This window comes from Streptomyces fradiae, from assembly GCF_041270065.1.
GTDB lineage: Bacteria > Actinomycetota > Actinomycetes > Streptomycetales > Streptomycetaceae > Streptomyces.
This window is the reverse complement of sequence record NZ_CP065958.1, coordinates 2,779,749-2,791,912: the sequence shown is the minus strand read 5'-3', so window position 1 is coordinate 2,791,912 and position 12,164 is coordinate 2,779,749. Positions and strand designations below refer to the sequence as shown.

The 12,164-nt window shown below is 71.5% G+C and carries 13 protein-coding genes; 6 read left to right on the top strand and 7 right to left on the bottom strand.

Annotation, left to right across the window (positions count from 1 at the left end; genetic code table 11):
- Positions 1-3 precede the first annotated feature (3 nt).
- Together JAO84_RS12510 and JAO84_RS12505 are read left to right on the top strand one after the other, a co-directional pair.
- Complete coding sequence (locus JAO84_RS12510; RefSeq protein WP_370412942.1) at positions 4-447, top strand: hypothetical protein; 444 nt, start codon at positions 4-6, stop codon at positions 445-447.
- A 239-nt stretch (positions 448-686) separates the two neighbouring features.
- On the top strand, positions 687-947 hold the full coding sequence (locus JAO84_RS12505; RefSeq protein WP_370412941.1) for a hypothetical protein: 261 nt from the start codon (positions 687-689) through the stop codon (positions 945-947).
- Between the two features lie 7 nt (positions 948-954).
- Here the strand turns inward: JAO84_RS12505 and JAO84_RS12500 are convergent, their stop codons facing one another.
- Positions 955-1,845: a hypothetical protein gene (locus JAO84_RS12500; RefSeq protein WP_370412940.1), complete on the bottom strand. Its 891-nt coding sequence runs from the start codon at positions 1,843-1,845 to the stop codon at positions 955-957.
- A gap of 129 nt (positions 1,846-1,974) precedes the next feature.
- On the bottom strand, positions 1,975-3,162 hold the full coding sequence (locus JAO84_RS12495; RefSeq protein WP_370412939.1) for a helix-turn-helix domain-containing protein: 1,188 nt from the start codon (positions 3,160-3,162) through the stop codon (positions 1,975-1,977).
- A gap of 157 nt (positions 3,163-3,319) precedes the next feature.
- On the opposite strand from JAO84_RS12495, the gene JAO84_RS12490 reads away from it, so the two are divergent.
- Positions 3,320-3,493, top strand: a complete 174-nt coding sequence (locus tag JAO84_RS12490; RefSeq protein ID WP_370412938.1) for a hypothetical protein — start codon at positions 3,320-3,322, stop codon at positions 3,491-3,493.
- Positions 3,490-3,810: a hypothetical protein gene (locus JAO84_RS12485; protein ID WP_370412937.1), complete on the top strand. Its 321-nt coding sequence runs from the start codon at positions 3,490-3,492 to the stop codon at positions 3,808-3,810. The genes JAO84_RS12490 and JAO84_RS12485 overlap by 4 nt, the downstream gene beginning before the upstream one ends.
- Before the next feature lie 56 nt (positions 3,811-3,866).
- Here the strand turns inward: JAO84_RS12485 and JAO84_RS12480 are convergent, their stop codons facing one another.
- From JAO84_RS12480 to JAO84_RS12465, 4 genes are read right to left on the bottom strand one after another with little or no spacing between them, the layout of a single operon-like run.
- Positions 3,867-5,027, bottom strand: a complete 1,161-nt coding sequence (locus JAO84_RS12480; protein ID WP_265862634.1) for an acyl-CoA dehydrogenase family protein — start codon at positions 5,025-5,027, stop codon at positions 3,867-3,869.
- A 2-nt stretch (positions 5,028-5,029) separates the two neighbouring features.
- A complete protein-coding gene (locus JAO84_RS12475) occupies positions 5,030-5,971 on the bottom strand; it encodes a hydroxymethylglutaryl-CoA lyase (protein WP_370412936.1) in 942 nt (313 codons plus the stop codon).
- Positions 5,968-7,896 carry a biotin carboxylase N-terminal domain-containing protein gene (locus JAO84_RS12470; protein WP_370412935.1) on the bottom strand — a complete coding sequence of 643 codons (1,929 nt, stop codon included), beginning with the start codon at positions 7,894-7,896 and terminating at the stop codon, positions 5,968-5,970. The genes JAO84_RS12475 and JAO84_RS12470 overlap by 4 nt, the downstream gene beginning before the upstream one ends.
- A gap of 14 nt (positions 7,897-7,910) precedes the next feature.
- Entirely contained in the window at positions 7,911-9,518 is a 1,608-nt protein-coding gene (locus JAO84_RS12465) for a carboxyl transferase domain-containing protein (RefSeq protein WP_370412934.1), read from the bottom strand.
- Between the two features lie 100 nt (positions 9,519-9,618).
- On the opposite strand from JAO84_RS12465, the gene JAO84_RS12460 reads away from it, so the two are divergent.
- Complete coding sequence (locus JAO84_RS12460; protein ID WP_370412933.1) at positions 9,619-10,233, top strand: TetR/AcrR family transcriptional regulator; 615 nt, start codon at positions 9,619-9,621, stop codon at positions 10,231-10,233.
- A gap of 149 nt (positions 10,234-10,382) precedes the next feature.
- On the top strand, positions 10,383-11,177 hold the full coding sequence (locus JAO84_RS12455; protein WP_370412932.1) for a phosphatase: 795 nt from the start codon (positions 10,383-10,385) through the stop codon (positions 11,175-11,177).
- Between the two features lie 62 nt (positions 11,178-11,239).
- On the opposite strand, the gene JAO84_RS12450 is transcribed toward JAO84_RS12455, so the two are convergent.
- The gene (locus JAO84_RS12450) at positions 11,240-12,160 is read right to left on the bottom strand and encodes a cation diffusion facilitator family transporter (protein WP_370412931.1); all 921 of its coding nucleotides are present in this window, start codon (positions 12,158-12,160) and stop codon (positions 11,240-11,242) included.
- Positions 12,161-12,164: the final 4 nt, after the last annotated feature.

The window sequence follows — 12,164 nt, the reverse complement described above, 5'->3', positions numbered from 1 at the left end:
CTCATGACGGTCGCACCCGAGAAGCCCGTCGCCCTGCGACGTGGCCGGGACCTTGTGTGCCCTGAACTGTTCGACAGGCTGACCGCGTTCTGTGTCGAGGAGTACAGGCTCGACGCGGACATGGCCGGCCGGATCATGAACGAGGCGCTGGCGTTCCTGTGGACCATGGGGACGACCGGGAAGGGCGAAGTGATGGCGCCCAGCCTGGACGTGGACCCGGCGTGGCACACGTTCATGCTCCACAGCCAGGAGTACGCCGACTGGTGCCAGGAGCACTTCGGTCGCTTCCTCCACCACGCGCCGAACTCCAAGACCCGTACCACTGGGCTGATGCTGGACGTCATGGATCTGATCCGCGGCGCCGGGTTCGAGGTGGACCGGTCGTTGTGGGGGTTCGCCGCGGACTGCAACGCGCCGGCGTGCTGCGGCGACGGCCCGTGCTGCTGACCTGAACCATCGAGCAAGGCGCGGCCCGGACGTGGAGAAGACGTCCGGGCCGCGCTGCCATCGGAGCCGAGAGTATGCACCACGCCAACGGCGCGGAAGGCCGTACACGGACGTGCGTCTTCGCCATGTTCGGAACCGTCTTCGGCTACGCCACACACCATTTGGACGAACGGAGGCTGGGGGAGGTCGGCATCGTGGGCCCGCTGACCCCGGGTGTCGACTGGTCTCGGCTGTGGCAGATGGCTGCCGCCATGAACAAGGAGTCGGCGACGGAGACCGACAAGGGCAGGTGGATCATGCTGCAAGCCCACCGGGCCTTCGTCTGCGGTGATCTCCTCGCCCGCTGGGAAGCGACAGGCTGGAAGCTGGAGCCCGGCGGCCGGCGTATCGACTTCGGTGGTCCTTGGTGCAACCGGTACGAGCTGTGGACCGGGAAGCTGACCGTCGAAGGCACCACACCGGACATGGTGGCGCCCAAGCCCACGACCTACACGGTTTAGGGACTGCCTAGGATCCGCCATGACCGATCGGGGCGGGCGTGCACTGGCGGCACAGTGTCTCGTCGCCGACGGGCCGGAAGAGCGTGGCTTGGGCGTGCTGGCCTTCGCATTCCCGGGTTTCGGCGAGTCGGGCGGAGATTCCGGGTCCGGTGGGTGGTGGGGGCTGCGGGGGCGCCACTGGCGGGATCGCGCGGAGTAGGTAGCGGACGAGCCCGCCGGGTCGGTGTACGGGCGTGTCGCCGCCGGGCAGGCCGCGGAGGAGGTGGGCGTGGATGGCGGCGGAGGTGTGTCCGGCGGCGAGCCAGGCGGCGGCGAGTCGGGCGAGTTCGTCGCGCATGCCGGGCGGGATGTGCTTGAGGGCGGGGGAGAGGAGGGGCAGCGTGCCGACGACGGCGCGGGCCTCTTCGGGGACATCCGGTGTCGGCTCCGGCTCGGGATCCGGCTCGGGGGGAAGGATGGAGTTGTCCTCCCCTAGGTGTTCATCCTTTGGATAACCGTCGGTGGGCCGGGGTGTCGGCTCACCGACCGTCGGATTTACGGGACTCGGTGGCGTCCGTCCGAGCAGCTTGGCGGCCTGGGCCTCGCTCAACGGCCGGTTGGACACGAGCTGTTGTGTCACCCACCGCCCACCGGGTCCTTGGACCCGCCGCTCGTGGACGAAGCCCGCCGCCTTCAGCTGCCGCTTGGCCCGGGTGAACGCGCATGCCCCGATCCGGGCTTTTTCGGCCGTTCGGGAGAGTGACTCGCGGGCGCCTTCGGGGAGGGAAAGCTGCCAGGTCAGGAGGCGTACGGCGTCGGAGTTGAGGCTCGGATGCCGGATGAGGTCGTGCGAGAACTGGGTGAAGCCGCGCGAGGGCGCGATAAAGTGCCGGTACATCACGGTGGAGTCGTCTTCCACTAGTGGTCTAGGCCCTCGCGGATGGGTGCAACCATCCACGGGGGCCGATTTGCGTGAACCGTACCGCACACAGAGTGTTCACATGGACGCGTTGTGTGAATATGCCACTTGTGGGTGACCTGCTCAGGCTCAGAACTGGATCTTCGCTCGCCTGGCCAACGTCGTGAGCCGGGGATTGCTCCGCTTGTGGAGCGAGGTCAGGACGCGCAACAACTCCTGAGCCGTGGGGTGGACCCGCGCCATCTGCGGCGCCAGGGCCCATGCTTCTTCCAACTCCTCCAAGGCTCCGTCCCGATCGCCGAGGGCCAGCTTCGAGCGTGCGACGTTCATGTGCAGCGGGCTGGTCCGAGTCGCGGGCAGCGTCAGTCGTCCCACCCTCTCCAGCGCGCGGAGGGCGTCCATCGCGGCGATGCCCTCCACATGCCGGCCGAGGTCGGCCGAGGTCGCGACGATGTGAACGCCGAGGTCCTGGGTGCCGAAGTGGATGCCGAGACGGCTGGTGTCCTGACCCAACTCCTCGGCGAGATCGCACGCTTTCGCGATGTGCAGGTCGGCTGTGCGTCGGTCCCCGAGGCGCCCGGCGAGGGTGAGCCCGCGAAGGTGCAGCACCCCCAGGGCGTACAGACGGCCGGGGCCCGCGGGGGCGTCACGCTCCACGCGCACCAGGCCGCTGTCGACCACGGCGAGGCCGTCCTCGAAGTCCCCGTGATTCAGGTACAGGCCCGCTTCGTCGCGAACGGCGATGGCGGCCGTGACCGGGTCCGCCTGCTGAGCGGCCAGCTTCTGTTTCGTGGTGGCCAAGTCGGCCAGGGTCATCCAACGGTGCCTGGCCGCAAGCCAGTAGACGGTCGAGTACGCCTCGGCGACCCTGGCCCAGGCGGCCGGGGTGCCGGCCGCGTGCGCGTGATTCGTGGCAGCCGACACGAGCCGCGGAAGGCACGTCATGACACCGCGCAGGTCGGCCCGCTCCCGAAGAAGCACCATCTCGTGAAGTCGGGCGCCCAGCTCGGCCTCGGTCATCTCCGGATCACCCGCGAGATCGAAGCGGCGGATCGCCCTGGTGAGCGCCCGCAATGTGCTCTCGTCGTCCTCGTGCACCGGCGCCCTGCCCAACAGTTCGTCGAGGGTGATGCCGAGGGCGTGCGCCAGCGACGCCCCCACGCCTTGGGACAAGGCGCGTTCGCCGCGCTCGATCTTGCCGAGCAGGCTCGTCGAGATCCCGGCAGCGGCGGCCAGCCGGTCCTGACCCCATCCGCGTGCCTTCCGCAGGACGGCGATGTTGGCTCCGGGCCCGGGCACTTCGATGATCGCACTCATATCGGCGCTTCCCGACGATCGACGTTGCGTTGGTCCCATGCTCTCAGGGCTCGGATGCCCACGCCCTGGCGCTTGTGCACATCTTGTGCGCTTTCGCGGCTCTCGTCGGCCGTTGACTCAAGGTGACAGCCGGTCAGCGATCAGTTCGGAGAGCCCGATGACGAACAACCAGGAGCCGGAACGGCTTCACGCCCTGACATCCTGCGAAACGCATTGCGGATACGGCCCGTCCGCCGGTCTGTTGGCGCGGGCCCAGCGCGGCTGGGAGGCATTCCTCGCTCGTACGGGACCGCTGCACGGCGAGGCCGAGACCGAGGATGGCGGGCGGTGAGCGCCGTGTCCGAGCCGTCGTTGTCGGCGTGGGTCGACATGGGCCGGGACGTGGATCTGGCCCTCGCCCTTGCCGAGGGGCGGGCGACAGGGCCGGCCGCCGACGAGGTCCGCAGGCGGCTGCGCTTGTACATCGGGCAACTCGTCGGTCCGGCCGAGGCGTACGCGAAGACGCTCGCGGACGCGCGCGCACAGGCCATCGTCGAGCAGACGGCCGCACACGCCCGCGCGCTGCTGCGGGACCAGGACGGCGACCCGGCCGCGATGCTGAGGTTGCTGGGCAAGGCGACGTACTGCCTGATGCGCTACGGCACGTGAACGGCCCGCCGAGGCGTACTCGGCGGGCCGCATTCACATCAGTCGTCGACCAGGGGTCAGCCGGTGAGGCCCAGCTCGCGGGCGATCAGCATGCGCTGGACCTCGCTGGTACCCTCGCCGATTTCGAGGATCTTGGAGTCGCGCCACATGCGGGCCACCGGGTACTCGTTCATGAAGCCGTAGCCGCCGTGGATCTGGGTGGCCTCGCGGGCGTTGTCGACGGCCACCGTCGAGGAGTACAGCTTCGCGAGGGCCGCCTCCTTCTTGAAGGGCTCGCCGAGGACGAGGCGGGAGGCGGCGTCGCGCCAGCCGATGCGGGCCATGTGGGCGCGCATCTCCATGTCGGCGATCTTGAACTGGATGGCCTGGTTGTCGCCGATCGGGCGGCCGAAGGCGTGACGTTCCTTCGCGTACTTCACGGACTCGTCGACACAGCCCTGCGCGAGGCCGGTGGCAAGGGCGGAGATCGCGATCCGGCCCTCGTCGAGGATCCGCAGGAACTGCGCGTAGCCGCGGCCCTCCTCGCCGAGCAGGTTCTCGACCGGGACGCGCACGTCGTCGAAGGCGAGTTCGCGGGTGTCCGAGGCGTTCCAGCCGACCTTGGAGTAGGGCGCGGCGACCGTGAAGCCGGGGGTGCCGGACGGGACGATGATCGAGGAGATCAGCGGGCGGCCGTCCGCCTTGCGGCCGGTCACCGCGGTCACCGTGACCAGACCCGTGATGTCCGTACCGGAGTTGGTGATGAAGCACTTCGAGCCGTTGATGACCCAGTGGTCGCCGTCCCGGACGGCGGTGGTGCGGGTGCCGCCCGCGTCCGAGCCGGCGCCCGGCTCGGTCAGGCCGAACGCGCCCAGCATCTCGCCGGAGCACAGCTTCGGCAGCCACTGGCGCTTCTGCTCCTCCGTACCGAACAGGTGCAGCGGCATGGCGCCGAGCGAGACGCCCGCCTCCAGGGTGATGGCGACCGAGGAGTCGACCCGGGCCAGCTCCTCCAGGGCGATGCCGAGGGCGAGGTAGTCGCCGCCCATGCCGCCGTACTCCTCGGGGAACGGCAGGCCGAACAGGCCCATGCGGCCCATCTCGGCGACGATCTCGTACGGGAACTCGTGGCGCTCGTAGTAGTCGCCGATCTTCGGGGCGACGACGTCGTGGGCGAACGCCTCGACGGTACGGCGGAGTTCCTCGTGCTCTTCGGAGAGCCGGTGGTCGAGGGACATGCTCAGGACTCCTTGTGGGAGAGCGCGCGAACGGTGCGGGACGGGCTCGGGCGGCCCAGGTGGTCGGCCATCCACCCGCTCGTGGCGGTGAGGGCGGCCAGGTCGACCCCGGTCTCGATGCCGAGGCCGCGGAGCATCCACACCAGGTCCTCGGTGGCGAGGTTCCCGGTGGCGGACTTGGCGTACGGGCAGCCGCCGAGGCCGCCGGCGGACGCGTCGAAGACGGTGACGCCGTGTTCGAGCGCCGCGTAGGCGTTGGCGAGGGCCTGCCCGTAGGTGTCGTGGAAGTGCACGGCGATACGGGAGGTGGGCACCCCGGCCTCGTTGAGCGCCGTGAGCAGCGCCTTGACGTGGCCCGGGGTGGCAACGCCGATCGTGTCGCCGAGGCTCAGCTCGTCGCAGCCCATGTCGGCGAGCGCCTTGGTGACCCGGACGACCTGCTCGATCGGGACCGGGCCCTCCCACGGGTCGCCGAAGCACATCGAGAGATAACCGCGGACCTTGAGGCCGGCCTCGGCGGCGCGGGTGACGACCGGGGCGAACATGGCGAGCGCCTCGTCCACGGTGCGGTTGAGGTTGGCCTTGGCGAAGGACTCGGTCGCCGACGCGAACACGGCGACCTCGCGAGCGCCGAGCGTGAGCGCCCGGTCCAGGCCGCGCTCGTTCGGCACCAGCACCGGGAGCCGTACGGGCAGGTCGCGGACCTGCGGGAACAGGTCCTCGGCGTCGGCCAGTTGGGGCACCCACTTGGGGTGCACGAAGCTGGTCGCCTCGACGGTGGTGAGGCCGGCGGCGACGAGGCGGCGGATGAACTCCGCCTTCACGTCGGTCGGTACGGCGGTCTTCTCGTTCTGCAGCCCGTCGCGGGGCCCCACTTCGTGGATCCGCACGCGTGCGGGCAGCCCCGCGGCCGGCACGGGCATCGGCAGTCCGGTGGCGGTCATGCGTCCTCCTCGTCGCGGGGCGTCACCACGGCCAGGACCTGGTCCATGGCGACGGTCGTGCCGGGCGTGACGTCCAGCTCAGTGACGGTGCCGGCGTGCGGCGCGGAGATGACGTGCTCCATCTTCATCGCCTCCACCACCAGCAGGCTCTGCCCGGCCTCCACCTCGTCCCCGACCGCCACCTTCACGACGGTGACGGTGCCGGGCATCGGCGCGGCGAGCGTGTCGGCCCCGCCGTGCCGGGCGCCGGAGAGGGCGGCGGCGACGGGGTCGTGGTCGAGGACGTGCCAGGAGTGCCCGTCGCGCCCGAGCCAGTCCCCGGCCCGCCGGAAGTGGTGGGTGACCCCGTCGACGGTCACACTGACCGAACGGTCCGTGACCTGCGCGCCGTTCGGAGCGAGGACGGTGACCGGCTCGTTGCCCGGCACGCGGAACGGGAAGGCCAGAGCCTTCGGGGCGCCGCCGAGGCGGAAGCCGTTCGGTACGGAGAAGGGGTCGGTCCAGCCGTCCCGGGGCGCCGGGGCGAGCTCCGCGAACCGTACCGCCGCGGCCGCCGCGTACACCTCCTCCGGTACCGACCCGTCGACCAGCGATTCCGCGTCCCGCTCCACCAGACCCGTGTCCAGCTCGCCCGACACCACGTCCGGGTGCGCGAGGAGGTTGCGCAGGAAGCCGGCGTTCGTCGGGACGCCCAGGGTGACCGTGTCCGCGAGGGCGGCGCGCAGCTTGCGCAGGGCGCTCGGGCGGTCCTTGGCGTGGACGATGACCTTCGACAGCATCGGGTCGTAGAGGCTGGACACCTCCGTGCCCTCGCTCAGGCCCGAGTCGGTGCGGATGCCCGCGCCCGAGGGCTCGTTGAGGGCGAGGACCGTGCCGCCGGACGGCAGGAAACCGCGGGCCGGGTCCTCGGCGCAGATGCGGGCCTCGATGGCCCAGCCGTCGAGGCGGACGTCGTCCTGGCCGAAGTCCAGCGGTTCGCCGGCCGCGACCCTGAGCTGCCACTCCACCAGGTCCAGGCCGGTGATGAGCTCGGTCACCGGGTGTTCGACCTGGAGGCGGGTGTTCATCTCCATGAAGTAGTACGCGGAAGGGTCACCGCCCGGCACGATGAACTCGACCGTGCCCGCGCCGACATAGCCGCAGGAGCGGGCCGCCTCGACGGCCGCCGCGCCCATCGAGGCGCGGATCTCCGGGGTGAGGAGGACCGAGGGCGCCTCCTCGATGATCTTCTGGTGGCGGCGCTGGAGGGAGCACTCGCGCTCGCCGAGGTGCACCACGTTGCCGTGGGCGTCCGCGAGGACCTGGATCTCGATGTGCCGGGGGCGGTCGATCCACCGCTCCACAAGCAGCGTGTCGTCGCCGAACGAGGAACGCGCCTCGCGCCGCGCCGCCGCGATCTCGTCGGTGAGCACGGCCAGGTCGCGGACCAGCCGCATGCCCTTGCCGCCGCCGCCCGCCGAAGGCTTGAGGAGCACGGGCGCGCCGAGCTCGTGCGCGGCGGCCTCGATGTCCGGGTCGGCGGCGCCGGGGACGACCGGGACGCCGGCCGCCCGTACCGTCTCCTTGGCCCGGATCTTGTCGCCCATGAGCGAGATCGCCTCGGCCGAGGGCCCGATGAAGGCCAGCCCCGCCTCCGCGCAGGCCCGGGCGAAGGCCGCGTTCTCCGCGAGGAAGCCGTAGCCGGGGTGGACGGCCTGCGCGCCGGTGCGGCGGGCCGCGTCGAGCAGGGCGGGGACCGAGAGGTACGACTCCGAGGCCGGCGCGGGCCCGATCCGTACCGCCGTGTCCGCCTCCCGTACGTGCCGGGCGTCGGCGTCCGCGTCACTGTAGACGGCGACCGACCGCACGCCGAGCTCCCGCAGGGTGCGGATGACGCGCACGGCGATCTCGCCCCGGTTGGCGACGAGCACTGTGTCGAACAGCATGTTCCGAAGTCCCCTTACATCCGGAAGACGCCGAACTGGGGGTCACCCAGGGGCGCGTTGGCACAGGCGGTCAGGGCGAGACCGAGCACCTGCCGGGTCTCCAGCGGGTCGATGACGCCGTCGTCCCAGAGGCGGGCGGTCGCGTAGTAGGCGTTGCCCTGGGTCTCGTACTGGGCGCGGATCGGCTCCTTGAAGGCCGTCTCCTCCTCGGCGCTCCACGCGTCGCCGAGCTGGTCGCGCTTGACCGTGGCGAGCACGGACGCGGCCTGCTCGCCGCCCATGACCGAGATCTTGGCGTTGGGCCACATCCACAGGAAGCGGGGGGAGTAGGCCCGGCCGCACATCGAGTAGTTGCCCGCGCCGTACGAACCGCCGACGACGACCGTCAGCTTCGGCACGCGCGTGGTGGCCACGGCCGTCACCATCTTGGCGCCGTGCTTGGCGATGCCGCCGTGCTCGTAGGCCTTGCCGACCATGAAGCCGGTGATGTTCTGCAGGAACAGCAGCGGGATGCCGCGCTGGTCGCACAGCTCGATGAAGTGCGCGCCCTTCTGGGCGGACTCGGCGAACAGGATGCCGTTGTTGGCGACGATGCCGACCGGGTGCCCGTGGATCCGGGCGAAGCCGGTGACCAGGGTCTGCCCGTACTCGGACTTGAACTCCTGGAAGCGGGAGCCGTCCACGATCCGCGCGATCACCTCGCGCACGTCGTACGGGGTGCGGGAGTCCACCGGCACCGCCCCGTAAAGACCCATCGGGTCGACCTTCGGCTCCTCGGCCGGCTCGACCGACCAGGGGAGCGGGCCGCGCTCGGGGAGGGTGGCGACGATGTTGCGGACGATCCGGAGGGCGTGGGCGTCGTCCTCGGCGAGGTGGTCGGTGACGCCGGAGATCCGCGAGTGGACCTCGCCGCCGCCGAGCTCCTCGGCCGTGACGACCTCGCCGGTCGCGGCCTTCACCAGAGGCGGGCCGCCGAGGAAGATCGTGCCCTGGTTGCGCACGATCACGGCCTCGTCGCTCATCGCCGGGACGTACGCGCCGCCGGCCGTGCAGGAGCCCATGACCGCCGCGATCTGCGGGATGCCGGCGCCGGACATCCGGGCCTGGTTGAAGAAGATCCGGCCGAAGTGCTCGCGGTCCGGGAAGACCTCGTCCTGCATCGGCAGGAAGGCGCCGCCGGAGTCGACCAGGTAGAGGCAGGGGAGACGGTTCTCCAGGGCCACCTCCTGGGCGCGGAGGTGCTTCTTCACCGTCATCGGGTAGTACGTGCCGCCCTTGACGGTCGCGTCGTTGGCGACGATCACGCACTCGCGGCCCGAGACCCGGCCGATGCCGGCGATGACGCCGGCGGCGGGGGCCTGGTCGCCGTACATCCCGTTCGCCGCGAGCGGGGCCAGCTCCAGGAAGGGCGAGCCCGGGTCCAGGAGGGTGTCCACCCGGTCGCGCGGCAGCAGCTTGCCGCGCGCGGTGTGCCGGGCGCGGGCCTTCTCGCCGCCGCCGAGCGCCGCCTCGGCGAGCTTGCCGCGCAGGGTCGCGGCGAGCTCGTGATGGGCCGCCTCGTTGGCCTGCCAGGCCGGCGAGGCGGGATCCGCCGCACTCGTCAGCACAGGTGCCTGCTGCATCCGTCGAGCTCCCTTGCTCGGTCGGTCCACTCGGTTAATGAGCGTTAACGTATGCCGCCAAGGTTAACGACCGCTAACCCCGCTGTCTAGAATCGAATCCATGACCACCACCCCGACGCCGACCCCGTCCTCTTCCGGCCGGACCGACGCCCCGACGCGACGCGAGCAGATCCTCAAGGAGGCCGCCCGCCTCTTCGCCGAGCGCGGCTTCCACGGGGTGGGCGTGGACGAGATAGGAGCCGCGGTCGGCATCAGCGGCCCCGGGCTCTACCGGCACTTCCCCGGCAAGGACGCGATGCTCGCCGAGCTGCTCGTCGGCATCAGCGAGCGGCTGCTCGACGGCGGCCGGCTGCGGGTCGCCGAGTCCGACGGCGACCCGCGCGCGGTGCTGCGCTCGCTCATCGACGGGCACATCGACTTCGCCCTCGACGACCGCCCGCTGATCACCCTCCACGACCGCGAGCTCGACCGCCTCAAGGACGAGGACCGCAAGCGGGTCCGCCAGCTCCAGCGCCAGTACGTGGAGCTGTGGGTCGCCGTCGTCCGCGACCTGTACCCCGGCGCCGGCGAATACGAGGTCCGCGCCGCCGTCCACGCCGTCTTCGGCCTCCTCAACTCCACCCCGCACCTGGGCGCCCCCCTGGGCCGCGAGCCGATGGAACGGCTGCTGCGGGAACTGGCGCACGGGGCGTTCGGGGCGCTGGGGGCGGAGTAGGGCGAGGCGCGAGGCGCGGGGCCAGTGCGGCCGGTCCGGTGGAATCCGGTCCTCCGTTCGGCGGAACCTGGGCCTCCGACCCGCGGGCCCCGAGACGGGCCCCGTCCATCGTGTGGGCGGCGGCCCGGCGGGGCGGTGGGAACGGCAGAATGGGGGCCATGCCGATACTCAGCCGCGCCGACCTCGTCGAGCACCTCGTCCGGACCCGTATCGCCGGGGACGTGGCCACCCCGCGCGACAACAACCTCAGCCACTACCGGAAGCTCGCCAACGGCGACCGCCACTACTGGTTCGGCCTCGAGTTCGGCGACCGGTGGACGGACGAGCAGGACGTGCTCGCCGTGATGGCCGAGCGGTGCGGCGTCGTCGACGACCCGGCGCACCGGACCGGGCAGGACACCATCGACCCGGAGCTGACCGTGGCGGCGCTCGACCGGATGGCCGCGCGGCTCGCCAAGGCCGCCGCCGCGAAGGAGCGCGTGCTGTTCGCGACCGGGCACCCCGGCTCGCTGATCGACGCGCACAGCCGGATCGCCGCCGCGCTGCGGGCGCGCGGCTGCGACATCGTGCGGATCCCCGGCGGGCTGACCGCCGACGAGGGGTACGTGGTGCAGTTCGCCGACGTCGCCGTCTTCGAGCGGGGCGCCAGCCTGTGGCACACCCACTCCCCGGAGCCCATGAACGCGATCCTGGACGGCCTGGACGCGCTCGGCGAGCCCGCGCCGGACCTGGTCGTCGCCGACCACGGCTGGGCGGGCCGCGCCGCCCAGCGCGGCCTGGAGTCCATGGGCTACGCCGACTGCAACGACCCGGCGCTCTTCCTCGCCGAGGCCGAGGGCACCATGCAGGTCACGATCCCGCTCGACGACCACGTCGTGGACCCGCGCTACTACGAGCCGATGACGGCGTACGTGCTGGACGCGGCGGGTCTGACGAACGCCTGACGGACGGCCTGACGGGTCGGGGTGCGGCCGGGCGTGTGGCCGGGGGTGGGCGGGGGCCGTGCTCAACCGCGGCCCGGCGTCGGGTCCAGATAGACGCGCCGGACGGACGGGAAGCGGGCCCGGAGCCGCCGTTCGGCGTCCTCGCAGGCCAGCTCGACCTGCTCGGCCGAGGCCACGTCGCGGAAGTCGACCTTCGCGGCGACCAGGACCTCCTCCGGGCCCTGGATCAGGGTCGTGAGGTCCAGGACGGAGACCACGTGGTCCACCGCGAGGAGCTCGTCCCGTACCGCGTCCCGCATCCGCGGCGGCAGGGCCCGGCCCACCAGGAGCTCGGCGTTGGAGCGGCCCAGGACCCAGGCCACGTACACGAGCAGGCAGCCGATGAGGATCGAGGCGACGCCGTCCCACACGCCGGAGCCGGTGATCTGCCCGCCGAGCAGCCCGCCGGCCGCGAGCATCAGACCGGCCAGGGCGGCGGAGTCCTCCATGACGACGGCCTTGACGGTCGTGTCGGGGGTGAGCCGCAGATAGCGGGAGAACGGCGCCGCGGCGCGCTGGGCCTCCGCGCTGACCTGCCGGATCGCGGTTCGCAGCGAGAAGCCCTCCAGGACGGCGGCGATGCCGAGCACGATGTACGAGACGAGCGGATCGCCGAGCTCCTCGCCCTGCACGAGCGTGTGGATGCCGTCGTAGAAGGAGAAGACGGCGCCGCCCACGAAGGTCGCCACCGCCGCGAGCAGCGCCCACACATAGCGCTCGCCCGCGTGCCCGAGCGGATGGTCCTCGTCGGCCGGGCGGCTGCCCCGCCGGAGCGCGGTGAGCAGCATGCCCTCGGTCACGGTGTCGGCCACCGAGTGGGCCGCCTCGGAGAGCATCGCGCTCGATCCGCTGATCACGCCCGCGACGGCCTTGGCGGCGGCGATCCCGAGGTTCGCCACCGCCGCGACCATCACCGTGGTGGTGCTTTCACCGTTTTCCGACATAAGT

Excerpts from the sequence above, each read along its gene's own strand:
- JAO84_RS12510 (WP_370412942.1), top strand. The coding sequence starts at position 4 with ATGACGGTCGCACCCGAGAAGCCCGTCGCCCTGCGACGTGGCCGGGAC.
- JAO84_RS12505 (WP_370412941.1), top strand. The coding sequence starts at position 687 with ATGGCTGCCGCCATGAACAAGGAGTCGGCGACGGAGACCGACAAGGGC.
- JAO84_RS12495 (WP_370412939.1), bottom strand. The coding sequence starts at position 3,162 with ATGAGTGCGATCATCGAAGTGCCCGGGCCCGGAGCCAACATCGCCGTC.
- JAO84_RS12490 (WP_370412938.1), top strand. The coding sequence starts at position 3,320 with ATGACGAACAACCAGGAGCCGGAACGGCTTCACGCCCTGACATCCTGC.
- JAO84_RS12480 (WP_265862634.1), bottom strand. The coding sequence starts at position 5,027 with ATGTCCCTCGACCACCGGCTCTCCGAAGAGCACGAGGAACTCCGCCGT.
- JAO84_RS12475 (WP_370412936.1), bottom strand. The coding sequence starts at position 5,971 with ATGACCGCCACCGGACTGCCGATGCCCGTGCCGGCCGCGGGGCTGCCC.
- JAO84_RS12470 (WP_370412935.1), bottom strand. The coding sequence starts at position 7,896 with ATGCTGTTCGACACAGTGCTCGTCGCCAACCGGGGCGAGATCGCCGTG.
- JAO84_RS12465 (WP_370412934.1), bottom strand. The coding sequence starts at position 9,518 with ATGCAGCAGGCACCTGTGCTGACGAGTGCGGCGGATCCCGCCTCGCCG.
- JAO84_RS12460 (WP_370412933.1), top strand. The coding sequence starts at position 9,619 with ATGACCACCACCCCGACGCCGACCCCGTCCTCTTCCGGCCGGACCGAC.
- JAO84_RS12455 (WP_370412932.1), top strand. The coding sequence starts at position 10,383 with ATGGGGGCCATGCCGATACTCAGCCGCGCCGACCTCGTCGAGCACCTC.
- JAO84_RS12450 (WP_370412931.1), bottom strand. The coding sequence starts at position 12,160 with ATGTCGGAAAACGGTGAAAGCACCACCACGGTGATGGTCGCGGCGGTG.